At 60.3% G+C, this 26,052-nt stretch carries 18 protein-coding genes; 9 read left to right on the top strand and 9 right to left on the bottom strand.

Going from position 1 to position 26,052, the window contains the following annotated elements:
* Positions 1 to 4: 4 nt before the first annotated feature.
* On the bottom strand, positions 5 to 1,420 hold the full coding sequence (locus I2I05_RS01500) for an alpha/beta hydrolase family protein (protein WP_196280436.1): 1,416 nt from the start codon (positions 1,418 to 1,420) through the stop codon (positions 5 to 7).
* A gap of 583 nt (positions 1,421 to 2,003) precedes the next feature.
* Here I2I05_RS01500 and I2I05_RS01495 point away from each other — a divergent pair.
* Positions 2,004 to 2,903, top strand: coding sequence for a carboxypeptidase-like regulatory domain-containing protein (locus tag I2I05_RS01495; RefSeq protein ID WP_196280435.1), 900 nt, complete (start codon positions 2,004 to 2,006; stop codon positions 2,901 to 2,903).
* 102 nt (positions 2,904 to 3,005) lie between these two features.
* Here I2I05_RS01495 and I2I05_RS01490 read toward each other — a convergent pair whose 3' ends face one another.
* Together I2I05_RS01490 and I2I05_RS01485 are read right to left on the bottom strand one after the other, a co-directional pair.
* Positions 3,006 to 4,442, bottom strand: a complete 1,437-nt coding sequence (locus I2I05_RS01490; protein ID WP_196280434.1) for an alpha/beta hydrolase family protein — start codon at positions 4,440 to 4,442, stop codon at positions 3,006 to 3,008.
* A gap of 229 nt (positions 4,443 to 4,671) precedes the next feature.
* Positions 4,672 to 7,296 (bottom strand): bifunctional UDP-N-acetylmuramoyl-tripeptide:D-alanyl-D-alanine ligase/alanine racemase, encoded by a 2,625-nt coding sequence (locus I2I05_RS01485; protein ID WP_230688073.1) that lies wholly within the window; start codon positions 7,294 to 7,296, stop codon positions 4,672 to 4,674.
* A 95-nt stretch (positions 7,297 to 7,391) separates the two neighbouring features.
* Here I2I05_RS01485 and I2I05_RS01480 point away from each other — a divergent pair, with 95 nt between their 5' ends.
* Together I2I05_RS01480 and I2I05_RS01475 are read left to right on the top strand one after the other, a co-directional pair.
* Positions 7,392 to 8,846: a M16 family metallopeptidase gene (locus I2I05_RS01480; RefSeq protein WP_196280433.1), complete on the top strand. Its 1,455-nt coding sequence runs from the start codon at positions 7,392 to 7,394 to the stop codon at positions 8,844 to 8,846.
* Between the two features lie 17 nt (positions 8,847 to 8,863).
* Positions 8,864 to 10,363: a M16 family metallopeptidase gene (locus tag I2I05_RS01475; protein ID WP_196280432.1), complete on the top strand. Its 1,500-nt coding sequence runs from the start codon at positions 8,864 to 8,866 to the stop codon at positions 10,361 to 10,363.
* Between the two features lie 78 nt (positions 10,364 to 10,441).
* On the opposite strand, the gene I2I05_RS01470 is transcribed toward I2I05_RS01475, so the two are convergent.
* A complete protein-coding gene (locus I2I05_RS01470; protein ID WP_196280431.1) occupies positions 10,442 to 11,959 on the bottom strand; it encodes a catalase in 1,518 nt (505 codons plus the stop codon).
* 177 nt (positions 11,960 to 12,136) lie between these two features.
* Here I2I05_RS01470 and I2I05_RS01465 point away from each other — a divergent pair, with 177 nt between their 5' ends.
* From I2I05_RS01465 to I2I05_RS01450, 4 genes are all read left to right on the top strand, one after another.
* The gene (locus I2I05_RS01465; protein ID WP_196280430.1) at positions 12,137 to 13,063 is read left to right on the top strand and encodes a hydrogen peroxide-inducible genes activator; all 927 of its coding nucleotides are present in this window, start codon (positions 12,137 to 12,139) and stop codon (positions 13,061 to 13,063) included.
* 227 nt (positions 13,064 to 13,290) lie between these two features.
* Entirely contained in the window at positions 13,291 to 14,730 is a 1,440-nt protein-coding gene (locus tag I2I05_RS01460) for an amidohydrolase family protein (protein ID WP_196280429.1), read from the top strand.
* A 66-nt stretch (positions 14,731 to 14,796) separates the two neighbouring features.
* A complete protein-coding gene (locus I2I05_RS01455) occupies positions 14,797 to 15,075 on the top strand; it encodes a DUF1294 domain-containing protein (protein ID WP_196280428.1) in 279 nt (92 codons plus the stop codon).
* Positions 15,076 to 15,371: 296 nt separating this feature from the next.
* Entirely contained in the window at positions 15,372 to 15,617 is a 246-nt protein-coding gene (locus tag I2I05_RS01450; RefSeq protein WP_196280427.1) for a hypothetical protein, read from the top strand.
* A 274-nt stretch (positions 15,618 to 15,891) separates the two neighbouring features.
* On the opposite strand, the gene I2I05_RS01445 is transcribed toward I2I05_RS01450, so the two are convergent.
* Positions 15,892 to 18,528, bottom strand: coding sequence for a DUF5686 and carboxypeptidase regulatory-like domain-containing protein (locus tag I2I05_RS01445; RefSeq protein ID WP_196280426.1), 2,637 nt, complete (start codon positions 18,526 to 18,528; stop codon positions 15,892 to 15,894).
* 277 nt (positions 18,529 to 18,805) lie between these two features.
* Complete coding sequence (locus I2I05_RS01440; protein WP_230688072.1) at positions 18,806 to 19,729, bottom strand: DMT family transporter; 924 nt, start codon at positions 19,727 to 19,729, stop codon at positions 18,806 to 18,808.
* 112 nt (positions 19,730 to 19,841) lie between these two features.
* Between I2I05_RS01440 and I2I05_RS01435 the strand changes: the two genes are divergently transcribed.
* A complete protein-coding gene (locus tag I2I05_RS01435; RefSeq protein ID WP_196280425.1) occupies positions 19,842 to 20,345 on the top strand; it encodes a regulatory protein RecX in 504 nt (167 codons plus the stop codon).
* 88 nt (positions 20,346 to 20,433) lie between these two features.
* Here I2I05_RS01435 and I2I05_RS01430 read toward each other — a convergent pair whose 3' ends face one another.
* Positions 20,434 to 21,069: a DUF4230 domain-containing protein gene (locus I2I05_RS01430; RefSeq protein WP_196280424.1), complete on the bottom strand. Its 636-nt coding sequence runs from the start codon at positions 21,067 to 21,069 to the stop codon at positions 20,434 to 20,436.
* A gap of 64 nt (positions 21,070 to 21,133) precedes the next feature.
* Between I2I05_RS01430 and I2I05_RS01425 the strand changes: the two genes are divergently transcribed.
* The gene (locus tag I2I05_RS01425) at positions 21,134 to 22,291 is read left to right on the top strand and encodes a hypothetical protein (RefSeq protein ID WP_196280423.1); all 1,158 of its coding nucleotides are present in this window, start codon (positions 21,134 to 21,136) and stop codon (positions 22,289 to 22,291) included.
* Between the two features lie 21 nt (positions 22,292 to 22,312).
* Here the strand turns inward: I2I05_RS01425 and I2I05_RS01420 are convergent, their stop codons facing one another.
* Both I2I05_RS01420 and I2I05_RS01415 read right to left on the bottom strand, forming a co-directional pair.
* A complete protein-coding gene (locus I2I05_RS01420) occupies positions 22,313 to 23,227 on the bottom strand; it encodes a 1-aminocyclopropane-1-carboxylate deaminase/D-cysteine desulfhydrase (protein ID WP_196280422.1) in 915 nt (304 codons plus the stop codon).
* Between the two features lie 229 nt (positions 23,228 to 23,456).
* A complete protein-coding gene (locus tag I2I05_RS01415; RefSeq protein ID WP_196280421.1) occupies positions 23,457 to 26,024 on the bottom strand; it encodes a YfhO family protein in 2,568 nt (855 codons plus the stop codon).
* Positions 26,025 to 26,052 lie beyond the last annotated feature (28 nt).

Raw genomic sequence — 26,052 nt, 5'->3', positions numbered from 1 at the left:
TTTTTTATTTAGCGAATAGGGTTTTGCTTGGTTTTCCTAAATCAACCATCCACTGACGAATTGTTTCCTGAGCCAGAGGCGAAAACAGGGGCCTCATTTCGCCGTTCATCAGGGTCCATTCAGATTTTGCGGGCTGAAAAAGGTGGTTGACGCCCGGCAAGCGCTTGGCAACCGTTTGGCGATTGGAGCTTTTCAACTCCTTTTCCAACGCCACCAGATGCAATTCGACGGGCGCCACGGCATCGGCCGTACCGCTGAGCAGCAGCACCGGGCAGCGCACCTCGTTCAGGTCTTCCACCGGGTCGAACGCAAGAAAATACCGCTGCCAGGGCGTCAGCAATTGCGAGGCAGCTTTTTGGGCGGCCTGTGGGTCGAGACTGGGCTGGTCTTGGCGCAGCATGTTGCTCACGATGGAGTGGGCTTGTGCCGGATTGGTTAGCCGAATAATATCGTACATGGTGCGCTGCCGCTCGTAGGCCGCCTGCATCACGGCGGGGGCCAGGTTTTGCGAGCGTTGCTCCTGCACCAACTGGTGCAGCAAGGTTTGCTCGCCCGTGAGGCCGTAGCCCGCCAACGAAACCACAAAGGCCGGCGGCAACGGCTGCCCGGCTGCCAGCAACGCCACGTTGGCACCTTCGCCGTGGCCCACCACGCCAATGCGGGCAATGTTAACCTCCAGGCGGGAGCGCAAAAAGTTGATGGCCCCCTGCACGTCGCTAACCCGCATGGCGGTGGTAGCGGTGGCGGTGCTGCCGCCCGATTGGCCCACGCCCCGGTCGTCGTAGCGCAGCACCACCACACCCCGGCGGGTCAGGTAGTCGGCTAACGCGCCCATCATCCGGTAGTCGCCCACGGTCCCGTCGCGGTCCTGGGCACCCAAATCGCTCACCAGCACCACGGCCGGGAAAGGCCCGGCACCCGGCGGCACGGTGAGGGAGCCGCTAAAGTTCAGGCGCGAAACGGCATTATTAAATACCACTTCTTCTTCGCGGTAGGGCGGGGCCAGGCGTGTGCCGGGGCCGTTAACGCTCGGCATCGGGAAGTACCGCAGCCGGAGGGGGGATTTTACCCCGCCTTGGGTCCAGATGCCGACCAACTCGCGCTTGGTGCCATCGAAACGGGCGGCATAGCGGCTACCCGCGGCGGGCATGTGCAACAAAACCGAGTCTCCGCGCACGGTGATGTCGGTGGCCATCCGGTTCACCTTCTGGGCGGGCACGTCGAGGGCGGCAAAGTACTTGCCGTTCGCCAGCGGCACCACGCTCACGGTCAAATCCAATTCTCCTCCCAATACCAGCAGTTTGCCCTTCCACAAGCCCCCCAAAGGCAGCGTTTCTCCGGCCGGCACGCTGTCATTGGCCCGCACGAAGCCAATGCCACATCCAGTCAGTAGCACCACCCAAATCACCCACCTTTTCATTTTGCAAGTATTATAAATAGAATTATGGCACCCTAAAGATAAGCATTAGCATATCGCCTGCAAAGACGGCTAAATGTAGCGGCCAATATATCTTAACCTTGCAAGCAATAACCTGCTTACTATAAACGCATTAAATAATAACAAGCCGTGACGCAACTGCCTTTTATGCCACCTGCTCCCGGTTGCATACGCCAAACCCAATCCGCACCCGCCGACGCTGAGACAACGGGTTTACAGGCTAACTCAGCAAGTCACCTCAGTCAAGGCGAAACTCGACGAATCGGCCATTTTGCCTTTCCAGCAAGGAAACCGTTCAATTGCATTTAAGCAACATATTATTGATTGTTACATCATCAAACAGCCCTGTCTCTGATTTTAACCTATACGGCTGAGCTTCGCTCGCAAAAACATAAAACCTTGATTAATAAATTTATATCCGCTAATTGTCTACTACTGGACGGTATTGACATATTTAATTTGGATTTAACAAATCATTTGCTGCGCTCATTGACTCGGTATGGCGATAGAATGAATGAGAATTTGTAAATTTGCCAGTCTACATCCATTATTATTATTCTCGGCGATGATGAAACGCATACCTTTTCTTGCATTTTGGGTTCTGTTGCTGTTGCCAGCGCTGAGCTGGGCACAGGAAAACCGTATTACGGGCCGCATTGTGGATGCTAAAACCAAAGACCCGGTTCCCTTCGCCTCCATTGGCCTGCGGGAAGAAGGAACGGGCGCGCTAACCAATGAGTACGGATATTTTCAATTGGCGGGGCTCGAGAAGACCAGCGAGGACTCGCTGATTGTAATGACGTTAGGCTATGAGCGCAGTGCTATATTTATCAAACGGGGCGGTACTGAAGACCTCATCATCGAACTGAATAAGCGGGTCATCGAACTCGCCAATGTGGTGGTAAAAGGCGGCAAGGTGAAGAACCTCGAGCTCGGCTCCAGCTCCAACAACCCCGGCGAAGGCATGATTCAGGGCTTGCCCGGCAGCCAATATGCTTTTTTCGTGAAAAACGAGAAGCAGAAAAAATTAGGCAACGTGCGCACGGTGTCGTTCTACATCGGCGAAAACGGTTTCCCGCGCGAGCCTTTCCGCGTGCGCATCTACAAGGCCGACGGCAACTACAACGCTCCCAATACCGACTTGCTCACCGAAAACGTGGTGGTGTCGGCCTCGCGCGGCGGCGAGTGGTACACCATCGATTTGAGTACCTATAACATTCCGGCGCCGGAAGAAGGCTTTTTTGTGGCCATGGAATGGATTGTGGGCGGTGACAAGTTTTACACCACCAACTTCATGGACAACTACACGCCGTATGGCCAGATTATGCGCCCCACCTTCGAGTTCAAGGAGAGCCGCACGTGGAGCTACACCATCGGCAAGGGCTGGAACCTACTCACGCTGGCCAATGGCCAGGGCCGCCGTTACAACGCCATGATTAAGGCCGAGGTCGACATGATTAAGTAAGCGAAAAAGCTGGAAGCGCAGTGTATTCCAGCAAGGCAGCTACCAACGAAAAGGCCCCGCTCGTGAGCGGGGCCTTTTCGTTGGTAGCTGCCTTGCTGGCACTTATTTTTTACTCTGCGCCACAATCCATTCGCGAATGGTTTCCTGCGCTTCGGGAGAGAAGTTGGGTTGCTGCTGGCCATTCACGATGGGCCATTTGCTGGCTTCCGGCTGGAAGAGGTGATTGACCCCGTTCAGCTTCTTGGCCGTCACGTTCTTGTTGAGGGCCAGGCCTTTTTGCAGCGCTTTTTGGTTGGCCTCTGCGTTGATGGTGAGGTCGTTGGTACCGTTCAGCAGCAACACCGGGCAGGAAACGCCCGTGAGCTTCTCCACTGGGTTGAAAGCCAGGAAGTACCGGTAGCGGGCCGAGGTCATCTCGGCTGCACTCGACTGCGCAGTGACGTTATCAATGGCCGCATTGTTCTGCTTCAGCATATTGGCGACAATGGCTTGGGCCTGCGCATTGTCGGTGGTCTGCCGGATGATTTCCAGCATGGCCAGCTGCCGCTTGGTAGCGGCTTCAATCTGACCATTGTCGGTGCCGAGCGTGCGCAGCGTAGTTGCTTGCTGCTGTACCACAATGTCACGCCCTGGCAGGCCGTAAGCTGCCATTGCCACCACAAAAGCCGGCGGTAAGGGCTGCGCTGCGGCCAGCAGGGCCACGTTGCCGCCTTCGCCGTGCCCAACTAGGCCCAGATGTGCCAAATCAATTTCGGGGCGGGTACGCAAAAAATTCATGCCCGCCTGGGCGTCGCTCACCAAATCGGCGGTCGTCACGGCGGGCGTGCCGCCGGATTTGCCCACGCCCCGGTCGTCGAAGCGCAACACAGCCACACCGCGACGGGTCAGGTAATCAGCCAGCAGGCCCAAAGGCGCGAAGTCACCCACGGTGCCGTCACGGTCCTGCGGGCCGGCATCGCTGAGCAGCACCACGGCAGGAAACGGCCCCGGCCCGGCCGGAATGGTGAGCATGCCGTTGAGCCGCGTGTTGATGGTGAGGTTGCTGAAAGTGGCTTCCTCCTCGCGGTAAGGCGGGGTGAGGCGCACGTTTTTGGCGCTCATATCTGGCAGAGCGTTGAAGTTCAGCACCATGGGGGTTTTAAACCCTGGCGACTGCCAGGTGCCGTTCATTTGCTTGCCATCGGCGGAGAGGCGGCCGATGAAGCGAGTGGCCGCTTCCTCGGCATAGAGGCGCACGGTGTCGCCCTTCACTTCGGCTTTCACCGCCATGCGGCTCACTTTCTGCTGGGGCACGTCGAGGTCACAATAGTATTCGTTGCCCATCAGTTTCCGAAACCGGAAGATGACCTCAAGCTGGCCACCCGGCACCTTCAACTGGCCTTTCCACAAGCCGTCGAGGGTCGGGGCATCCGTCGGAGCAGCGGGAGCGGCCGCTACTACGGCCGGCTGCCGGGCTGCTACCGGTAGGGCGCCCGCGAAGGTGAAACCAAGAATAAGACCGCCCACTAGACGGAATAAGCGCAAAGTATTAATTGCCATAGTTACAAAAGAAACGCCTTAGGGCACGATATCAACCCAAAGTTATTAAGGACAGAGGACGCCAACTGTAAAGTAGCAAAATAAATACCTTGCCAACCTTTTATTTGATACCTTATCCGTGAATAATGATTAACTGGCCGGCGCTGAAATAGGCGACGCTGCCAGCCCACCGGGAGGCAGCACAGCGGCTACGGGACGGGAGCGGCCTTATCGAGCAAAACTCAGGCGCCTACTCGCTTATAAATACGCGCTTGACCCGCTCGCTCACGTTGGTAAGCAGCTCGTAGGCAATGGTGCCGATGCGGGCCGCCAGTTCCGGCAGCGGCAGCCCCTCGCCAAATACCAGGGCCACATCGCCGGCCTTTGCCTCCGGAATGAGGGTTACGTCGACCATGCACATGTCCATGCACACCGAGCCCACCAGCGGCGCTGCCTGCCCGTGTATGAGCACCGTGCCGGCGCCGTTGCCGAAGCGGCGGTCGTAGCCATCGGCGTAGCCAATGGCTAGGGTGGCAATGCGCCGATTGGCTTCCGTGGCGGTGCCGCGCCGGCCGTAGCCCACCGTGCGGCCGCTGGGCAGGGTTTTGATTTGGGAAATAGTGGTGCGCAGCTGGCTCACGGGGCGCAGGGCCGCGTTGTCCCGGCCGCTGGCATCCACACCATAGAGGCCAATACCGAGGCGTACCATGTCGAAATGCGCTTCCGGAAAACGCAGGATACCCGCCGAATTCAGGGCGTGCTTAAGCACGGCGTGGCCCAGCGCAGCCTCCAAAGCCGCAGCCATGCGGCGAAACGTAACCAACTGCTCGCGGGTGAAATCGTCGTGGCCCGCCTCATCGGCAGCAGCCAGATGCGTCATGATGCTGGCCACGTGGAGGCGACTGGCATAGCGCTGCAGCAGAGCTATGAGGTCCGGCAAGTCGGCCTCATCGAAACCCAAACGGCGCATGCCAGTGTCCAGCTTGAGGTGGATGGCTGGGGCCCCGGAATGGCCAATGAGCGCAGCTTGCACTGCCGCTCCGTCAGCCGCCACGGGGAAGGCGGAAAGGTATTCCTTCAACATTTCGAAAGAATAGATTTCCGGCTCCAAACGGTAGTGGCGCAGCGTGCCAAAGGAATCCGGAGCCGGGTTCATTACCATGATGGGCAGGCTGATGCCAGCTTCGCGCAGAGCCACGCCTTCGTCGGGGTAGGCCACGGCGAGGTAGTCGGCCCGCTGAAACTCGAGCAGGCTGGCTACTTCGTAGGAACCCGCGCCGTAGGCAAAGGCTTTCACCATCACCATGAGCTTGGTGCCGGGCCGGAGCTGGCGGCGGTAGTGCTGCAGGTTGTGGCTAAGCGCATCGAGGTTCACTTCCAGCACGGTGCCGTGCTGCTGGGCTTGCAAGGCCGCCACGATGCGTTCGAAGCCAAAGCGGCGGGCACCTTTAATAAGAATGACTTCGCGGGCAAACGCGTTGGGGTCGAGCGTAGCCAGAAAGGCTTCGGTGGTGGGGTAAAACTCGGTGGCCGGCGCGTGGGCAAAGAGAGTTTGATGCTGGTTAATCGCAGCACCAATACCGACCAAGCGCGAAATGCCCGCGGCGGGCAACAGCGTCGCCACCCGGGCATACAATTCCGGCGCGCTCAGGCCGGACTCCAGCACGTCGCTCAGTATCAAGGTGCGGCGGCCGGGGCGCGACTGCCGGCCCAGCGCATCCAGGGCCAGCGCTAGACCGGCCAGGTCGTTGTTATACGTGTCGTCGAGCAGGTAAGAATCGTGGCGGCCCAGCTTCATTTCCAGACGCATGGCCACGGGATGCAGGCGGGCCAGACGGCGCTGGATTTCGTCCGGCTCTACCGCCCGGTGTAGCAGGACGGCCAAACAATGCAGGGCATTCTCTACCGAAGGCGCATCGGAAAAGGGCAACGCAAAAGCCGCTTCGAGGCCGACACGGGTATATTGTGCGTGCAGACTGGTGGTGCCGCTGGTGCTTTGGTCCAGGGCAAAATAGATGTCGGCGGGCTGCCCCGCGTGGCGCGTCCAGCTAAAACCGGGGAGTCGTTCGTGGGCCACGGCTGCGCGCACCAGCGGCTGGTCGTAGCAGTAGAACAGGCGCCTAAACTGCGGTCCTTGAAACAAGCGCAGCTTCTCGGCCAGCTTTTGTTCGCTTGACGCAAAGCCGGCGTCATGGGCCGTGCCCAACGTAGTAAAAATCCCTTCGGTTGGTTGAATGACAGCGGCCAGCCGCGCCATCTCCCCTACTTCCGAAATCCCCGCTTCGAAAATACCCAACGTGTGGCGCTCGGGGTTCAAATCCCACACGCTCAGCGGCACGCCAACCTGGGAATTGAAGGACCGCGGCGAACGGCAGATGTCCTCATCGGGGCTCAGCAGCTGGGCCAGCCATTCTTTCACAATGGTTTTGCCGTTGGAGCCGGTGATGCCGATAACCGGACCCGTGAACTCAGCGCGGTGCGTGGCGGCTATGGCTTGCAGCGCGGCCAACGGGCTGCCCACCGCCACAATGCCAGCCGCTGGGTAAGCGGCCAGGCCACCGGGCAGCGCCCGCCCTTCTTCCACGATAAACAGGCGCACGCCCTGGGCGTACAATTCGGGCAGGTAGCGGTGGCCGTCGTGGCTGGGGCCGCGCAGGGCGAAAAACAGGGCGCCCGCCGGCAGCCCCACGCGCCGGCTGTCGAGCAGCAGGTGACGGACTTCGGCGGCCCAGTCGGCGGGAGCTTGCAATAGGCGGCCGTGGAGCAGGCCCGGAAGAGCAGAGAAGAGGAACACGGGGCAAAGGTCGGCGGCGGGTGGGAAAATGCGGAAAGCCAGCGGTGCTACCATGCAGCGGCGGTGCGCTAAACGAGTCATTTAGTTGGCCTTGGCCATATTTCTCGTCGCTGGTTTTTGCCAAATATTGTGTAAATCGGATTTTATTAGCTCTCCCCACTTCACACCTTTTTCCTATGAGACATTTTAAGGTATTTAATCGCAGCCTGCTGTGGGCTCCGGCGGTTGTGCTGGCCCTGGGCGCGTGTAGTCCCAAAGCCACGTCGGTGGTAACCGCGCCAGTGGATGCAAGTCCGGCAACAGCGGCCGTAGCACCCGAAAAAGCGACGCCAGCCGGGCCCGCATTTCAGATTCCGGTGGAGTACTACACCCTGCCCAACGGGCTGCGGGTGGTGCTCTCGCCCGACCACACGGCGCCCACAGCCACGGTGGCCGCGTATTATGCAGTAGGTTTCCGCACCGAGCCGCGCAACCGCACGGGCTTTGCGCATTTGTTTGAGCACCTAATGTTTCAGGGCTCGCAGAACCTGGGCAAGAACGAGTTTATTGGGCTGATTCAAAAGAACGGCGGAGCCCTGAACGGCTCCACGCGCTTCGATTTCACCAACTATTACGAGGTGGTGCCGGCCCACAAGCTCGAAACCATTCTCTGGGCCGAAGCCGACCGGATGCGCGGCCTGGCCATCACCCAAAGCAACCTGACCAACCAGCAGGGCGTGGTGAAAAGCGAGGTGCGCGTGAACGTGCTCAACCAGCCCTACGGTGGCTTCCCGTGGCTGCTGATGCCGCAGAAGGCCAACAAGAACTGGAACAACGCCCACAACTTCTACGGCGACCTGAAAGACCTCGACGCGGCTAACCTGGCCGATGTAAAGCAGTTTTTCAAGACGTATTACGCCCCCAACAACGCCGTGCTGGCCGTGGTGGGCGATTTTGAGCCCGCCGAGGCCAAGGCTTGGGTGGAGAAATACTACGGCAACATTCCCAGCGCCCCGCAGCCGCCCAAACCCGAATTGGCCGAGCCGCGCCAGGAGCAGGAGCAACGGTTCGTGCACGACGACAAGCTGGCCACCAAGCCGGCCCTGGCCTTCGCCTACCACATGCCCGAGCGCAACACGCCCGAGTACTACGCTTTGGTGATGCTCGACCAGATTCTGCTGCAGGGCAACGACAGCCGCCTCTACCAGGCCCTGGTGCAAAAGCGCGGCTACTCCGATGGGGTGAGCGGCGGCATCAACTCGGACCTCGGCAACCAGTTCAACTACAACGGCCCCATGCTCTGGATGGGCAGCCTCGTGTACGACCCCACGGTGCAGGCCGATTCGGTGGTGCGCGTGCTCGACCAGGAAATCGACCGCTTGGCCCACACCGGCATCGACCAAGCAACGATGGATTTGGCGATGGTGAAAATCCGCTCGTCGTTTTACGACCAGGTGAGCGGGTCCGACAATTTTGGGCGGGCCGATTTGCTGGCTTCGTTTGCCTTGTTCGACAACGACCCGAACCGCATTAACCGCATCGAGAGCGAGTTTCGGAAAGTGACGCCCGCGCTGATGCAGGCCACCATTCGCGAATACCTGCGGCCCACCAACCGCACCATCATCACCGTCAACCCACTGGCTAAGAGCTAGTCCATCTTTCCATTGCCATGAATAAGCTATTTATTGGGTTGCTCAGCACGGTCCTCGTGGCCGCCACCGCCCCGGAAAGTTGGGCCCAAAAGGCGCCCACCAAAGCCAAGCCCACGGCCAAGCCCGCTCCCACCAGCCGGGAAGCCGGCGTAGCCAAAGCCGTAGCCGCCGCCAAAGCACCTGCTGCGGCCAAGGAAGCCCCGCCTGCGGGCGGCAAGCCGCGCGACTTTGCCCTGCCCGCCAAAGAAGAATTCACTTTGGATAATGGCCTCAAGGCCCGGCTGGTGCCTTACGGCCAGGTGCCCAAGGTGACGATGATGGTGGCCATTCAGGCCGGCAACGTGCACGAAGGGCCCAACGAAGTGGCCATTGCCGACCTGCTGGCCCGCTTGCTGCAGGAAGGCACCGCCACCATGTCGGCCACGCAGTTGGCGGAGCGAGTGGCGCGCATGGGTGGTACGCTCAGCATCTCGGCCGGCCCCGACCAAACCAACCTGTGGGCCTCCTGCCTGAGCGAATACGCGCCGGAAATGGCCACGCTGCTGGCCGATGTAGTGCTGCACCCGGCGATGCCCGCGTCCGAAGTGGCCCGCCTTAAAACCGATTTGAAGCGGCAGATGTCCTTGGCGCGGTCCCAGCCCGGCGTGCAGGCGCGCCAGAAATTTACGGGGGCCCTCTACGGCAGCCATCCCTACGGCCGGCCCCTGCCCACCGATGCCCAGATTGACGCCTTGACGCTGGAGCAGGCCCAAAATTTCTACAAAACCCAGTACGGCGGTCAGCGCACCAGCGTGTACGTGGCCGGCCGGTTCGAGGCGGCGCCGTTGCGCCAGGCCATCACGGCGGCATGGGCCAGCTTTCCCAAAGGCCCCGCGCCCAGCATCGACGTGGCCAAGCCCGTGAGCAAGGCCGATGTGCTGACCCAGGACCGGCCCAACGCGCCGCAGTCGACCATTGTGGTGGGCTTGCCGGTCATCGACCCCAGCCACCCGGACTACATCAAACTGCGTGTCATGAACTCGCTGCTTGGCGGTTCGTTCGGCTCGCGAATTACGCGTAATATTCGGGAAGACAAGGGCTACACCTACTCGCCCTACAGCTACCTCGACACCAAGTACCGCACCAGCAACTGGACGCAGAACGCCGACGTGACCACGGCCGATACCTATAACTCGCTGCGCGAAATCATGAAAGAAGTCGAGTTGCTGCAAAAAACGCCGCCCTCGGCCGACGAGCTCAAAGGCATTCAGAATTACGAAGGCGGCATGTTCGTGCTTCGCAATTCCAACCCCGGCGGCATCATCGGGCAGCTCAACACCCTCGACCTGCACGGCCTACCTGAAACCTACCTTACCGAGCAGGTGAAAAACATCAACGCCGTGACGCCCCAGCAGGTGAGCGAAACGGCCCGCAAGTACGTGCGCCCCGAAGCCATGACCGTGGTAGTAGTGGGCGATAAGAAGGTGATTGAGCCCCAGATAAAGAAATTCCAAGCGGAGCGCAAGAAGCCAATGTAGCAGCTTCACAGGCTCACAAATCAACAAAAAGGCCGCTGCGATTGCTCGAAGCGGCCTTTTTAATTGGATTCAGGATGACTACGCCAGGGCCGCAGCAGGAGCCGAGCTGTGCTCCGTGGGCATTTCGGCATCGACGCCAAGGCCTTTGGCGATGGCCATGCCCAAGCGGATATCGGCCCGGAACCAGTGGCACAGCTGGCGCTGCGTGATAAGGTCTTTCTTCGGACCTTCGATGCCCGACATGGCACCTACCACGTTGTTGATGAGGTTCTTTTGCGCCTGCGCGTCGAGCAGGCGGAACAGGTTGCCGGCTTGCGTGTAGTGGTCGTCGTTGCCGGGGCCTTCGTTGCGGTCGTAGCGAGCGGCGAAGCCGTCAAGGGCCTGGGCGGGCTCGCCCTGGGTTTTGTCTTCCACGGGGCCGTCGAAGCTGTTGGGGAAGTAGTTCGGGCCGGGGCCGCCGTTGTCGCCGAGGGCCATCTGGCCGTCGCGCTGGTAGTTCGAGAAGCCGAAGGGGCAAGCGTTCACGGGCAGGTGCTCGTAGTTGGCGCCTAGGCGGTAGCGGTGCGCGTCGGGGTAGCTCAGGATACGGCCCTGCAGCATTTTATCGGGCGAGTAACCGACGCCGTCTACCACGTGGGCGGGAGCGAAAGCGGCCTGCTCCACGTGGGCGTGGTAGTTTTCGGGAATGGCGTTCAACTCCATCACGCCCACTTCCTGCAGCGGGAATTCGCCCTGGGGCCACACTTTGGTCAGGTCGAAGGGGTTCCAGCGGAAGTCGCGGGCTTGCTCCTCGGTCATGGTCTGGATGAACATCGTCCACTTCGGGAAATCCCCGTTGTCGATGGCGTCCACCAAGTCGTGCTGCGCGAAGTCGGCGTCCTCGGCCTTCATCATCTTGGCATCGGCATCGCTGAAATTCTTCACGCCCTGCTGGGTGCGGAAGTGGAATTTCACCCACACCCGCTCGTTGGCGGCATTTATCAGCGAGAAGGTGTGCGAGCCGTAGCCGTGCATGTGGCGGTAGCCGTAGGGCGTGCCGCGGTCGCTCATCAGAATGGTGACCTGGTGCAGGCTCTCGGGGTTGAGGCTCCAGTAGTCCCACATCATGGTGGGCGACTTGCGGTTGCTGCGCGCCTCGCGCTTCTGGGTATGGATGAAGTCAGTGAACTTCAGCGGGTCTTTCACGAAGAACACCGGCGTGTTGTTGCCCACTAGGTCCCAGTTGCCGTCTTCAGTGTAGAACTTCAGAGCGAAGCCACGGGGGTCGCGCTCGGTGTCGGCCGAACCTTTTTCGCCACCCACGGTGCTGAAACGGGCGAACATCTTACACTCGTTGCCCACTTTAGCGAACAGCTTGGCGCGGGTGAGGTGGGTGATGTCGTGCGTGACGGTGAATTTGCCATACGCACCACTGCCTTTGGCGTGTACCACGCGCTCCGGCGTACGCTCCCGGTTGAAGTGAGCCGACTTCTCGTGCAGGAAGTAGTCCTGCAACAACAAAGGGCCGCGCGCTCCCGCCGACTGCGAGTTTTGGTTGTCGAAAATAGGGCGACCCGACGCGGTGGTCAGCGTCTTCGGTTGGGTTGACTCTTCCATGAACAGCTTGATAAATAAAGTAAAATGGCACCATATGGACGGGCGCCTAACAAAAGTCCGACTTACCATTCCATAATCAAAATTGATTTTGCAGATGATTTTATAACCACAGATTATATTTGATGTATCGCCATGCAGAGTACCGTGACGCAGGACGGTCTACTTCTTCCGCTGCCCATGAACCTACAGCAACTCACTTACCTCGTCGCGCTTGATACGCACCGCCAATTCGGTCTCGCGGCTGAAAAAAGCTGCGTGAGCCAGCCCGCCCTCAGCGTGCAGGTGCAGAAGCTGGAAGAAGAGCTGGGGGTGCTGCTTTTCGACCGCACCCAGCGCGGCGCCGAGCCCACCGCCGTGGGCGCCAAAGTCATTGCCCAGGCCCGGCTGGTGCTCCGCGAAGCTCAACTGCTGCGGGAACTGGTGCAGGTAGAAAAAGGCGAAGTAGTAGGTGAGCTGCGCTTGGGCGTCATTCCCACGCTAGCGCCCTACCTGGTGCCGCGCTTTTTGGTGGGCCTTACCACGGCCTACCCCGACCTGCGGGTGCGGGTAGAAGAATTGCGCTCCGAGGAAATCATGCAGCAGCTCAAAGAGCACCGCCTCGACGTGGGCCTGCTGGTGACGCCACTCGATGACCGGCAGCTACACGAGCTGCCGTTGCTGGACGAGCCGTTTTTGGTGCTGACTTCGGAGACGCACGAGCTGGCCACCAAAACCACTGTGCGCCCCACCGACTTGCAAAGCTCCGGCCTCTGGCTGATGCAGCAGGGCCACTGCTTCCGCAACCAGGTACTGAACTTGTGCGGCCCGGCCTCCCCTACCGGCGCCATCACCTACGAGAGCGGCTCCATTGAAACCCTGAAGGAACTGGTGCGCCGCCACCACGGCTACACGCTGGTGCCCGAGCTGGCCATGCTAGATGAGGTAGACCGCAACCCGCTCATCAAACGATTTGAAGCCCCGGTGCCGGTGCGGGAGGTGAGCTTAGTGGTGCATCACGGGTTTGTGCGCACCACGCTGCTCACCGCCCTTCGCGACCTGATTCTGGCCAGCGTGCCCGCCCGCCTGCACGCAAGCAAAGCCAGCCAGAAAGTACGCTGGCGTTGATTCTGGGCTGCTTGGAGCATATTCGGCCTTTGGCAAGCCGCCGCATTTGTCATGCTGAGCTAGTCGAAGCATGTGCCGAAAATTAACATTCCCAAACATTCCCTTCGTCCTCATTGCCGAAGGCGAACTCGGCCCCTTTACCATGGAAAACGAAGATGACTCGTTGGCCGGGTTCATGGTCCGAATACCCTTCTAACTTTGCCGCCCGCCGCTTGTCCATTTCCTACATGAAATTCTTTCGTTTGCTATTTGGCCTGAGTTTGGCCGTGCTGCTGGCCGACTGCGCCCGCCGGCCCACCAAGCTGGAGATTTACGACGTGGTTATCAACCACGTAACGGTGGTGGACGTGCTGACCGGCCAGCTCAAACCCAACCAAGTAGTCACGGTTTCGAAGGGCAAGATTGTGGGCGTGGACCCCGCTGACCGCGACAGCTACGCGGCCAAGCAGTACGTGAACGGCAACGGCCGCTACCTCATTCCGGGCCTGTGGGACATGCACGTGCATTTCCGGGGCGGCGACAGCCTCATTGCCGCCAACCGCAAAAGCCTGACGCTCTTTCTGGCCCACGGCGTGACCACGGTGCGCGACGCCGGCGGCGACCTCACGCCCAGCGTATTTCAGTGGCGCGACGACATGGACGCCGGCAAGTTGGCCGGGCCGCGCATCTTCACCTCTGGCCCCAAGATTGACGGCCCCCAGGCCTATTGGCCCGGCTCGCTGGAAGTAGAAACGCCAGCCCAAATTCGCCAAGCTGTCGATTCGCTGAAGCGGCTGCGGGTGGACTATGTGAAGATTTACGACAGCAAGATTTCCGGCGAAGCTTACCTCAACACCATTTCCCAGGCCCAGAAGCGGGGGCTGAAAACGACCGGCCACATGCCTTACTCCGTGACGTTGGGCGAGGCCGTGAAACGCGGCCTCGATGCCACCGAACACTTGTATTACGTGTTCAAGGCGGCGTCCAGCAAGGAAGACAGCCTCACGGCGCTGGTGCGCAACAGCCTGAAAACGCCGAAGCCACTGGGCCTGTTTGCGGTGCTGCCGGCCGTGTACGACACGTACAGCCCAGAGGCAGCCGACCGCATTTTCAAGCTCATGGCGAAGCGCAAAACGGCCGTGGTGCCCACGCTATTCATTGGCAAAACCCTGAGCGAGCTGTCAGAAAACAACCACGTCCAGGACACGCTACGGGCGTACATAGACCCCAAGATTCAGGCCACCTATACTCGGCGGCTGGCCAGCGCCCGCCAGCAGTCGCCCGCCGCCCAGGCGTTTGGCCGAAAGCTGGAGGCCAAGTTTTACACCCTGGTGCCGCTGATGCAGGCGGCCGGCGTCTCCATTCTGGCCGGCTCGGACAGCGGGCCGTTCAACTCCTTCATTTACCCCGGCGCCTCCCTGCAAGACGAGCTCCAGCAGTTGGTCGTAGCCGGCCTCACGCCCCTGCAGGCGCTGCAAGCCGCCACCATCAACGGCGCCAAGTTCATGGGCGTGGCCAACAGCACTGGCACCATCGCCCCCGGCAAAGACGCCGACCTGCTCCTCCTGACCGCCAACCCGTTGGAGAACATCGCCAACATCAAGCAAATTGACGCCGTGGTATCGCGGGGCAAGGCTTATCCGGTTGCAGCGCTTAAGAATTTGATGCGGGCGGTGAAGAATCCGTGAGGTGGTGGGTTGAATCACCCTTTCCTTGAACGCAGCTCCATACCTTGCGGCCCCGCTTCCCGCACCATGACAATAATCTTGAGTTGCCTGTTGTTTTTCAATCTTCTGTGTTTCCTGCTGTTCGCCTTGGATAAACGGAAAGCCCAACGGGACCAGCGGCGCATTTCCGAAAAAACGCTGCACTTGGTTACGCTGCCCGGCGCGGCTCCCGGCGCGTGGGCGGCTATTTTGCTGCTGCACCATAAAAACCACAAAGCCGCTTTCTGGGGCGTTACCTTATTGCTGACGCTGATGCAAGGGGCGGTGCTCTATTTCACGTGGCCCTCTTTTCAGGCGCCGTTTTAACCGTGTCAAACCGCTGTTGGGAGCTGGGCCCTGCACAAGTCAAGTATTGGGAGTTCCAGAACCGAAGCGCAGATGAGGTCATTCGATATGGGTCAAGAAACGACCGTGGCTGTTGCAGAACCCGGTCTAGCCGCACCAGGCGAACGCTCGACGGGTTCGCCGACGCGGGAAACGTGCTCAAATGGGCCTTTTACACGCGCCTCATCGCCCGCTTACCTTGTTTCTGAACCGACCCGTGAGTTCTGCAACAGCCACGACCCTTTGCGTGAACTGAATAAGCTATGGTGTACGCTACTTTGGAATCATACTTAGAAATAGAAGTGCCCAAGCAATGGGCGCAGCAGCTGCTGCGGCGCATTGCCGTGGCCCAGGAAGCGAAACAAGCCCTGTTTGAGGACGAAGGCAACGTGTACCAAGTACTCATCTACTTCGAGCAGAAACGGGTCGAAATCTGGGATACCATCATGCATTACGACAAAAGCCAAGTGCCTTGCCGCATGGCGCTGGAGGACTTCGTGGCCGCCCTCAAAACCCGCTTATAACGATGGCTGGCTTTCTGCACAGCAGCCGCCACTACGGTCTGCCACCTACCAAGCAAATGGCTCCTTTTGCTAGACTGCTGCTCATAGCCCCTTGTCAGGCTGGTAAAGTCCCCTGCGACTCACATTGAGTTTAAGAAACTCGTTCACCTTTCAAAGTTCATTTAATTCGGATGGTCCATGAGTTTCGTGAACTCCTGACAACAGGGAGCAAGCAGTTGCGCCAAGCAGGAAACACACGCACCCGAGGCGGCAGGCACACGCCACTACTGCTCATTTAGAAGCCCAGCCCAATCCGCACACCGGTGCCTAGCTTCTCCCCGCTTTGCAGGGCGGAATAGAAATCGACTCGTAGCACTTTGAAAATGTGCTCGATGCCCACACCCAGCTCCACGTAGTGGCCGGCCTGGCCCGTGGCGAGGTAGTTGAGCGAGGCCACTTCCTGCCACTTCAGCTTGCGCAGCAGCGGGATATTATTGAGAAAGAAGCCGTTGAAGTGGTGGTCGTAGTGGACTTCAAGGTAGCTGCTGTTGGTGCTGAAGCGGTAGTAGTCGAGCAGCTGGAAGTTGCTGAAGCTGCCGGCCAGGATGGTTTGGTTGCCGGAAAAATGGCGGTAGTCCATGAACTGCATGCCCCGTTTCCGCCCCACAAAGCTGCCCACGTTCATCCGGAAAGTGCTAGTACCCAGCAGCCCCAGCGGCACGTTGTCGCGCACGCCGGCTTGCAGCAGCGTGTAGCGCACGTCGGAGCCCAGCACGCCCGGCACCGCCATGCGGCCCTGTACGTTGAACGTGGGCCACTTCGAGCCGAGGTTGAACTTGCCATCGGGCCGGCTGATGTAGCGCTGGCCGGGTTTGTAATCCATCGACAGCCCCACGGCCAGCGCCTGGCTGCTGCCAAAGCTAGGATTGGGCAACTCTTCGCTCACCGGCAGGTTGGGCGTGAAGGCCCGGCCGCGCACGTCGCGCAGCAACTCGGTGGTGGTGTTGAACAGCTCGCGGCGGTCAAAGTAACTCACGCTGGTCACCAGGTTGAGGCCATTCACGGGCTCGGTGAGGTAAGACAGTTCCGCGCCGTCGCGCCGGTAGAGCTTGGCGTAGTTGCGGTTAGCGTAGAGCGTGTAGAGGGTGTTGATGGCGGGCGTGAGCTGCGAGTTGCGGTCAAAATTCTCCACCGTGCGGCCCACCAGGAGCGAGAATTGCTTGATTTTGGCCGGGTGCAGCTGCCACGTGGCTGCCAGGCTCGGGTTCAGCTGTTTGCTGCTGAACCCGTAGCGCAGCGTGGGCGTGAGGGTGAAATTGCGCCGGTCGTCGGTGCGCTGCCGGAACACGGCCTGGGCATTCAGCACCGCGCCCTCCACGGTGTTATACTGAAAAATCTGGGCCAGCGGCAGCACCGCCACCGACTGCTTTTTGAAGGTATTCTGGTGCGTATAGCCACCAATCAGCAGGTTGATGGGCTCGAACTCGTTGCGTTTCCGGTCGAGCGAATCTTGGTAAGGGCGCGATTCGCGGATGACTTCGGTGCTGTCCTTCACGGCGTAATCCTTTGTTTCCTCGGCGGTGAGCGGCACGGGGCGCACTTGGTCCCAGTAGGCCGAGTCGCGCTCGTTCACACCTTTTTCCACCAGCTGCACCTGGCCGCGCGGCATTTGGGCAAAAGGGTCGTTTTTGAGGGAGTCGCGCACGGCCCGCTTCACCTGCTTGCGCACCTGGGCGTTGAGGCCGCGCAGGTCGGGCTTGCGCTTGCGGATTTGGGCGGCGGTTTCCTGGCCGAGTGGGGCATCGTCTTTGGCCTCTACCACCACGGGCGGAGCGGTTTTGGCGGCGGGCGGCGTGGGGTATGTCGGCACCACGTTGGCGTAGTTGGACAGCACGGCCGTGATGTAGCCCGAGCCCTTGAAACCCAAGCCCGATAGCTCGGCCCGGATTTGCTGCGACTGAATAAGCCACACGTTGGGGTTGCCAGGCGCGGGCACGTACTGCTGGGCAATGTGCAGGGCATCAACGTAGTCAATCTGGGCGTCTTTGTCGAGGTTCAAATCCACGGAATGAATGCGCCAAGAATTGTCGACGATGTAGATGAAGCCCGTGAAAACGGGGTCGGTGCGGCGGCGCGGAATCACCCGGATTTTGTGCACCACTTCGCTGCCCCGCGGCGTGCTGCCCACCAGCTCGTACTTGTAAAACAACATGGCATTGCTGGCAATGGGCGACACGAAGCCGCGCTCCGAAAAACCTGGTTTTATGAGGTTTTCGTAGAAACCGAGGTTGCGCGCCGCACTGGCTCGGTTGAAGCTGATGCCCCGCGAGTCACCGCTCACCCGGCTCGATATCATGCGCTCCTTCACCACATTGGGCTGGGCGAAGCTAATGTCGGACAGGCTTTCGGAGAGGTAAAAAATGCCTTTTTTGATGTCCGGGCCGAGCTTGAACAGGCCCATGATTTTTTCGGGCGTGTCGTTGATGCGGCCCAGGCTTTTGATGTAGACGCGGGCCCGGTAGGCGGCTACTTCGCGCCGGTGGTAGGCCCGCCACTGCTGGGCTTGCTGAATGATGGCGTAAGCCGGGTCGCGGTCGGTGGATTTCACCAACACTTCGCCCAGGTTGTAGGATTCCGGCTGTAGCGTCACGTTCACCGTCAGCACGGTATCGCCGCCCTGCACGCGCACCGGCTGAATATGGGGCCGGTAGCCCACGTACTGAAACACCAGCTCGTATTGCCCCGCCGGCAACCGCAATTGAAACTCGCCCTGCTCGTTCGAGCCCGTGCTGGTGGCCGAGCCGCGCACCGCCACGTTGGCAAAAGCCAGGCCTTGCTGGTTGGCACCGCTCACCGTGCCTTTGATAACGCCGGCATGACTAACAATTGGTAACCAAATGAGTAGGAGCAGAACAGCGGGCAGACGCAACACAGCAAATAGCATAAAGCAGAACAAAGGACCTGAGCAAGTTACGGCCTCCTCTCAACTGATGCCGCCTGAGTGCCAACAGTTGCTTGGGACTTTGGATATTAAAACAAGGAGCATTTTTCACCCACAAACCTCGCCGGTCATGCTGAGCGCAGTCGAAGCATCTCGCGTGCTGCCACTAAATCAACCGGTGAACGATGCGAGCGAGATGATTCGACTGCGCTCAGCATGACCGGCATAAAAAGCGGTTTTGCTTACCAATACGACAGCGGCAATTCGGCTACGCCACGACTTCTTCGGCGGGTTTCAGGGCCGCGGCGCGGGCATCAATCCGGCTGGTGTACCAGGCATTCAGGCCCACACCCAGCAGCACCAGCGCCATGCCGCCGTAGGCCAAGGGGCCAAATACTTCGGCAAAGAATACGTAGCCCAAGGCCAGTGCATAAAACAGGCCGAGGTAGTTGAGCGGTGCCACACGGCTCAGGCGCTCAAGCTGGTAGGCACGGGTCATCGTGATTTGGGCGCCTTGCGTGAACGCGCCGCACGCCAGCAGCCAGAGCCAGTCGAAACCCTGCGGCGTTTGCCACTGAAAAAGGCAGCCCACTGCCGCCAGCGGCAGCGAAATCAAAGGAAAATAAAACACGATTACCATGGGATGCTCGCGCCCGCGCAGCTTGCGGATAGCGTTGTAGCTCAGCCCCGAAAGCAGCGCGCCCAGCACGCCCACGCCCAAAAATGCTAAGCCCGCCGCATCCGAACCGGCCGTGTCGGCCACCGTGCTCACGGGCCCGCCCTGCTGCACCAGCACCACCCCGCCAAAGCTCAGCGCGAAGAACAGCCACTGCCAGCCGCGCACCGGCTCGCGCACCAACCAAATGCCCATCACGGCCGTGAAAATCGGGGCCAGGTATTGTGCAGTCACGGCCGTGGCCAGCGGCAGGTTTTGCAAGGCCAGGAAGTAGCAGACCAGTGCCAGCGCCCCCGTGCTGCCGCGGCTGATGAGCAGGCGGTAATTGTTGCCGAACGGCGCCACGCCCAGCTGCCGCAGCGCCACGTAGCTGGCCACAATGGAAAAGATGGACCGGAAGAAAATAATTTCCAGTGCGGGCAGGTGGTGCAGTTGCTTTACGCAGGCATTCATGCCCGCGAAGAGCAAGGTGCTCAGCAACATCTGGCGAATGCCGGGGGAAATATCCAGTTTCAAACCGCAAGGTGAGCCGGTGCCCACGTGTTAATTGCACAAATGTGTGCCCGGTTGGGTAACGAAGTGCCGAACGCATTGTTCAGAATGACTGGCCCTTCACAAGCCGATTTCTATGTTCAAAACCGACAAAACGCCCAAGCAGTACACGCCCGGCGAAGCCTTGCAAAAGATTGCCGCCTTCTGCGCCTACCAGGAACGCACCCAGAAAGAAGTGGAGCAAAAGCTACGCTCCTACGGCTTGGACGAGGACGAAGCCGGCGAAATCATCATCCGCCTCAGCCGCGAAAAGCTGCTCGACGAAGAGCGGTTTGCCCAGGCGTTTGTGCGCGGCCATTACCGCCACAAGAAGTGGGGGCGCCGCCGCATTATGCAAGAGCTCAAGCAGAAAGGAATCAGCGAGTACTGCATCAAGTCGGGCATGAAGGAGATTGACGGCGAGGAGTATTACCAGAACCTGGTCGACGTGATGGAGAAAAAAGACCGCCAGGAAAAGGAAAAGAACCCGCGCGTGCGCCGCATGAAAATCTCGCAGTACCTCACCGGCAAAGGCTACGAGCAGGACTTAATCAAAATCGCGCTTGACGACTTGGGCAAAGCACCGGAAGACGAAGAGTAGCAATAAAGTAGCGTGGACTCTGCGAGTCCGCGTCTACACGAACGATACATCGGATATCCGCCCTAGGCGTGGACTCGCAGAGTCCACGCTACTGCTTGGGGCCCGCTTCTGGCAGGCGCATTTGCTGGCCCAGTATCACGCGGCGGCCGGTGAGGGTGCGCAGCATGGGCACGAGAATCTGCTCGGCATTGCGCTGGGTGGCGGCCAGAATGCCAGACTGGAGCGCGGCGTTGCGCACCTGTGCTTCGGCGTATTTGTACCCTTCGTCCACCAGTTCAGCATCCTGAAAAAGGCCATTTTCGGTGCTGAAAACCCGGCTTTGGTTGTGGTTTATCTGGAAGCTGCACAACTCGGGCGCGGGCAGCGACACGCGCACCACCGAGTCGCCTTCCAGCACCACATCCTGCGGCTTGAGCTTGCGCAAATCGATGCAGCCCACGGCTTCGCCCGCCACCACCAGCGCCACTTTGGACTCGGGCAGAAACCGGTATGTGCGGCGCTTGTACTCCACCACGTCTTTGAAACGGTAGCGCACCAGCTCCAAACGGCCGAGGGCTTCGACCTGCGTTAGCACCGTGTTGTGGGTCACAGTCACCTGCGGGCGCGTATCCGTCATGGTGTTCAGGTCGTCGAGCGCGGGGCTCACTTTGCGCCACAGAAACCAGCCCAGGCCCACCAAAAACAACAGCGGCAGCAAGCGGCGAAAAAGACGAATGAGGTTCATAGGCTCTACAGTACGAGGACGGCGGGGCGGTGTTCGGCAGCGCGGGCAGCTAGCTTTGTAGGCGATGCGGGTATTTTTCCTTTTACGTTCGCTGGGCCTGCGCCTGTGGCCGCACCACCGGGCCGTGCTGCTGGGGTTGTGGGTGCTGGTGCAGCTGGTGTACCTGCGGCAGTTTCACGGGCCGCACTTTGCCAACGACAGCGCCCGCTACCTCGAATACGCCGCTAATATTGCCGAGCGCGGCCACTTCGATTCCGGCCACAACCTGCGCTACGTGCTGTACCCGCTATTTCAAAGCCTTTGGCTATGGCTGGGCCTGGGCTGGTGGGGCATCGTAGCGGGCCAAATGGCCGTTTCGGCGTTGGCCACGCGAGCCATTTACCGGGGCACCCGCCGCTTGGCCAATGGCCGGAGCGAAGCCGCGGCCGTAGCCACGTTGCTCTTCATCGTCTGGCCCGATATTCAGCGCTTCAACGTCTTTCTGCTCACCGAGTCGCTGTTTATCAGCATGGTGGCGCTGTCGTTCGGGGCCTTCACCCGCGTGCGCAAGGGCCAGCTCCAGGACTGGGCGGTGTTGTTCTTGGCCCTGTTGCTCACGGCCCTGACCCGGCCCAATGGCTTCATGGTGGGCTTGGCCGCGGGGGTGGCGGGGCTCGATGTGCTGCGACGCCGGCATGACCCGCGGGCTTGGCGCGCCGCCCTGCTGCTGCTGGTGCTGCTATCGCCCTTGCTGTGGCAGGCGCTCGACCACCAGCTCGCCACCTATTACCTCATGGATACCTACGAGCGGGGCGAGCTCATATTCCGCTACCAGCTCTGGGCCGTGCACCAGGTCGAACCGCTGAACATGCCGCCGCCCGGCACCGGCCCCGCCGCGCGGGTGCTCTACTTCGCCTTTCACAACCCAGTCTATTTAGGTCGGTTGATGCTGGGCAAGCTTTTTGTTTTCATCAGCTACCTCAAGCCGCATTATTCGCTGGCGCACCGGGTGGTGGGCGTGGCGGTGTTGTGGCCGGCCTATTGGCTGGCGGCGCGGGCTGCGTGGCGCCCGGCTATCTGGCGGCCGGCACGGGTGTTTTTAGCAGCCATTCTCTTGCTGCAAACGGCCATCATCATGCTCACCGTCGACGATTGGGATGTGCGGTTTTTGGCGCCGGTTTTGTCGGTGGTGTTCGTGTTGGCCTCTTTGGAAATAGCACACTTCCTGAAGCCGCAACGGTAAAGCCAAAAGCCGGCGGCGCCATTACCCAGCGCGGCCAAACCGCTCATGCCAACCCGCCCAGGCCTGCAAGCCTCCGGTATGAATGGCAACTACCGTACTGCCGCGCCGGAAATATCCTTGCTTAATCAAATCAAGCACGCCAAATAGCAGTTTCCCGGTATAAATCGGGTCGAGCAGTACGCCGTGCCGCACTCCAAACTGCTGAATAAAAGCCAGTAGCGGAGCCGAATATTTAGCATAGCCACCAAAATGATAGTCGGTTTGCACCGAATAATTGGTAAATATTCGGTCCTGGGCCTGCTGCGTGAGCGTGTCAATTTCGGCGCGCAGGAAGCTACCATTTTTTAGAGCGGCCACGCCCACAGCCTGTTGCTCGCCCGCCAAACCGGTGAGCAAGCCGGCCAAAGTCCCTCCCGTGCCCACCGCCACGGCAACCGCATCAAAAGCTGTTTGCGCCTGAAGCTCGGTCACCAATTCGGCACAGCCGGGCAAGGCAAGGGCGTTGGTGCCCCCCTCGGGCAGCACATAGGCCGCACCGAAACGCGCCAGCTGCTCAGCGATAAAATCGGGCTCGGCCCGGCGCCGGTAGGCGGTGCGGTCGAGGTAATGCAGGGCCATGCCGTCGGCGGCGGCCTGGGCCAGCGTAGGGTTGGGCACCGCTGTGGGTTCACCCCGTATCAGGCCAATGGTGTTGAAGCCAAACAGCCGGCCGGCCGTGGCCACGGCGGCAACGTGGTTGGAATATGCGCCACCAAACGTCAGCAGCTTGTGGTGGCCCTGCCGCCGGGCCGCAGCCAGGTTGAATTTGAGCTTGCGGGCCTTGTTACCGGGCAATTCCGGATGCGCTAGGTCATCGCGCCACAGCAGCAAGCGCACTCCCTGCTGCTCAGCGGCGGGCTCCGTTATTTCCTGCAGCAAGTCAGTGGCAGTCGGCATGCACAGCAGGACGTTTAGGTGAGCACCGTTGCTTCAGGAGGAATGTTCGGAACCTAATTATACGGTCCTGCTGAGCGCAGCCGATGCATCTCTCCCGCAGCAGTAATTTATTTTACTATTGCGGTAGAGATGCTTCGGCTGCGCTCAGCAGGACGTTCGAGTGTTTCGGCGATAAAATGCCGTTCTGCTAGCACATCGCAACTCTTTGCCCGTTGTTGCTTTGGTTTCTTTAGGCCACCGGCACGGCGGCTACCGGGGCATCAACTCCCCGCTTGCGGCGCACGGCATACACTACCGCGCCCACCATCACCAAGAGCAGGGCAATGCTGGATGCGAGCGAAACCGCATTACCCACTGCGTACGCCTTGGGCTCAAACTTGAACTCGATGGTGTGCGAGCCGGCTGGCACCTGCATAGCCCGCAGCACGTAGTTGGCCCGGAGGTGCGGCGCTGGCTTGCCATCAATAAAGGCCTGCCAGCCATCGGCGTAGTAAATTTCGGAGAAGACTACCAGGCCGGGATTTTTAGCCGTGTAGCTGTATTTCAACTCGTCGGGCGTGTAGCCCGACAGCGTGATGGTAGAGCCGGTAACGTCGTAACTGGCCGCTTTTTGCTGCGGAAATTTGCTCACGTCCACCACCGCTTCGGTGGCAGGGTTGAGGGTACTGAGGGCCGCCATTTCCTCGTCAGGACTGTTCACGGCTTTCACCTCGCGCACAAACCAGGCATTGCCCAGGGCGCCGGGGTTGCGCTGCACCGGCTGCTTGGGGTCGCCGGTGATGAGGTAGCGCGTGTTCAGCATGTTGAGCACCTGCTGATTATTGTTGGAAATCTGCCGCTCGATGAGGTCTTGGTAGCGGCGTAGCTTGGCGCCGTGGTAGCCGCCAATGCTCTTGTGGAAGTAGGAAGTTTGCGCTTCGTTGAAGGGGTTCTGCATGTTGAGCACGCGGTAGCTCAGGCCCGAATCGCGCAGTATCAACTGGTCGGCGGGCGACGGCTGGAAGGCCTGGGCAATGGTCTCGCTCTGGAACTTATCGGTGCCGAGGTAGCGCTTGTCCACGCCCCACAAATCGACCAGTACCAAAAACACCATAAGGGCCGCCGCGGGCACCATGTTCAAGCGGCCTTTGAGGTAGAAATAGAGCACGGCCAGCGCCGCCCCGATGAAAAACAACCCGCGCCACACGTCGCCGCGCAGCAAATCGGCGCGGTCGGCGCGCAGGGCCCCCAACAGTTCCGGCGTGAAGCCTTGCTTGGTCAGTTCCCCATCAATGGGTGCTGCAAAATCGAAGCTGAAGCTGGCCAGATACGCCAGCACGCAAATACCCGCCGTGATGGCACCCGCATAAAGCACTTTGGGCAGCAACGCGGCGGCCTCGGCCGAGATAGGAGCTTTGGCAGCCCCGGCAGCCTTGGCGAGTGCGGGGTGTTGCTGGGCATCGGCAGGAGCCAGGGGCTGAGCAGCGGCCCGCGGCCGCAACACGCGGCTCAGGGCCAGCGCGCCCAGAATGGGGATGGCCAACTGCGCGATAACCAGCGCCATGCTCACCGCCCGGAACTTGTTATAACCAGGCAGAATATCGAAAATCAAGTAGTTGAAGGTCTCGAAGTTCTTGCCCCAGGCCAGTAGAATGGACAAGACCGTACCCGCCAGCAGCCAGTAGCGCGTGCGCTTATCGACCACAAACAAGCCCAGAATGAACAGGAAGCATACCACTGCGCCCATATAAACTGGCCCGGCGGTGTAGCTCTGCTGGCCCCAGTAAGTGGGCATGCCCGCCAAGTATTCCTGCGGCAGGCCCGCTTTGGCCAAGTTAGAATCGGTGCCGAGCGGCATGGAGCTGGCCCCGCCGTAGAAGTTGGGAATCAGCAGCGTAATGGTTTCGCCCACGCCGTAGCTGTACTGAAAGGCGTAGTCGCGGTCAACGCCGGTGCTCTCGTCAGCGGCACTGGCGGCGGGGGCCTGGCCGGGGGCTGCGGTTGTTAGCTCGGTGCGGCCGCGGTTGCTGTACTTGCTGTATTCGAGGGTGGTATAGAGGCGGCCGAAGCTGACGCCCACGGCCAACGCGGCCCCCAGGCCCAGCAACGCGGTGCGCTTCATAAACTCGGGCAGGCGACCGGCGCGGTAAGCCGCCACCAACTCGATGATGCCGAAGATGGCCACCAGCAGCAGCAGGTAGTAGGTAATCTGGAGGTGATTGGCGCGCACGTTGAGGGTGAGGCCCACGGCAAACAGCGCGGCGCCCAGCCACTTATCGCGGCGGTAGGCCACCAGCACGCCGCCCAGCACCAGCGGCGCGTAGGCCAGGGCAATGCTTTTGGTGTTGTGGCCAGCGGCCAGAATGGCGAGGTTGTAGCTCGAAAAGCCCAGCGCCACGGCCCCGGCCACGGCTACCAGCGGCCGCACGCCCAACGCCACCAGCAAAATGTAGCCGCAGAGCAGCGCCAGAAACAAATTGGCCACCACAGCGGGCAGGCCCAAGGTCATGATGCGCTGCAAGTAGCCCGACCAATCGCCCGGAAAGTGCAGGCTGATGAGGTAGGTGGGCATGCCCGAAAACATGGAATTCGTCCACAGGGCTTCCCGGCCCATGGCCTTGGCGTACTCCTGGGCCTCGTGGGCGCCGCCCTGAAACTGGGTAATATCGTGCTGGGCTAAGGTCTTGCCCTCGAACATGATGGACGAGAAATACAAGCACGCCAGCACCACAAAGAACAGCACCGCCAGCACGTGCGGCAGGGCCCGCTGCCACCACGGCGCGGACGAAATAGGAGAAGCAGAAACAACAGCAGCCATTAGGGCAATTTTGAGGGAACACAAAAAC

The organism is Hymenobacter jeongseonensis (assembly GCF_015694725.1).
In the GTDB taxonomy this organism is placed as follows: Bacteria; Bacteroidota; Bacteroidia; order Cytophagales; family Hymenobacteraceae; genus Hymenobacter; species Hymenobacter jeongseonensis.
The sequence above is the reverse complement of the archived record's forward strand: the minus strand, read 5'-3'. Positions and strand labels throughout refer to the sequence as shown.

Bases quoted from the DNA above. Each gene is read 5' to 3' on its own strand.
- I2I05_RS01500 (WP_196280436.1), bottom strand. From the start codon at position 1,420: ATGAAAAGGTGGGTGATTTGGGTGGTGCTACTGACTGGATGTGGCATT.
- I2I05_RS01495 (WP_196280435.1), top strand. From the start codon at position 2,004: ATGATGAAACGCATACCTTTTCTTGCATTTTGGGTTCTGTTGCTGTTG.
- I2I05_RS01490 (WP_196280434.1), bottom strand. From the start codon at position 4,442: ATGGCAATTAATACTTTGCGCTTATTCCGTCTAGTGGGCGGTCTTATT.
- I2I05_RS01485 (WP_230688073.1), bottom strand. From the start codon at position 7,296: ATGACTCGTTTAGCGCACCGCCGCTGCATGGTAGCACCGCTGGCTTTC.
- I2I05_RS01480 (WP_196280433.1), top strand. From the start codon at position 7,392: ATGAGACATTTTAAGGTATTTAATCGCAGCCTGCTGTGGGCTCCGGCG.
- I2I05_RS01475 (WP_196280432.1), top strand. From the start codon at position 8,864: ATGAATAAGCTATTTATTGGGTTGCTCAGCACGGTCCTCGTGGCCGCC.
- I2I05_RS01470 (WP_196280431.1), bottom strand. From the start codon at position 11,959: ATGGAAGAGTCAACCCAACCGAAGACGCTGACCACCGCGTCGGGTCGC.
- I2I05_RS01465 (WP_196280430.1), top strand. From the start codon at position 12,137: ATGAACCTACAGCAACTCACTTACCTCGTCGCGCTTGATACGCACCGC.
- I2I05_RS01460 (WP_196280429.1), top strand. From the start codon at position 13,291: ATGAAATTCTTTCGTTTGCTATTTGGCCTGAGTTTGGCCGTGCTGCTG.
- I2I05_RS01455 (WP_196280428.1), top strand. From the start codon at position 14,797: ATGACAATAATCTTGAGTTGCCTGTTGTTTTTCAATCTTCTGTGTTTC.
- I2I05_RS01435 (WP_196280425.1), top strand. From the start codon at position 19,842: ATGTTCAAAACCGACAAAACGCCCAAGCAGTACACGCCCGGCGAAGCC.
- I2I05_RS01430 (WP_196280424.1), bottom strand. From the start codon at position 21,069: ATGAACCTCATTCGTCTTTTTCGCCGCTTGCTGCCGCTGTTGTTTTTG.
- I2I05_RS01425 (WP_196280423.1), top strand. From the start codon at position 21,134: ATGCGGGTATTTTTCCTTTTACGTTCGCTGGGCCTGCGCCTGTGGCCG.
- I2I05_RS01420 (WP_196280422.1), bottom strand. From the start codon at position 23,227: ATGCCGACTGCCACTGACTTGCTGCAGGAAATAACGGAGCCCGCCGCT.
- I2I05_RS01415 (WP_196280421.1), bottom strand. From the start codon at position 26,024: ATGGCTGCTGTTGTTTCTGCTTCTCCTATTTCGTCCGCGCCGTGGTGG.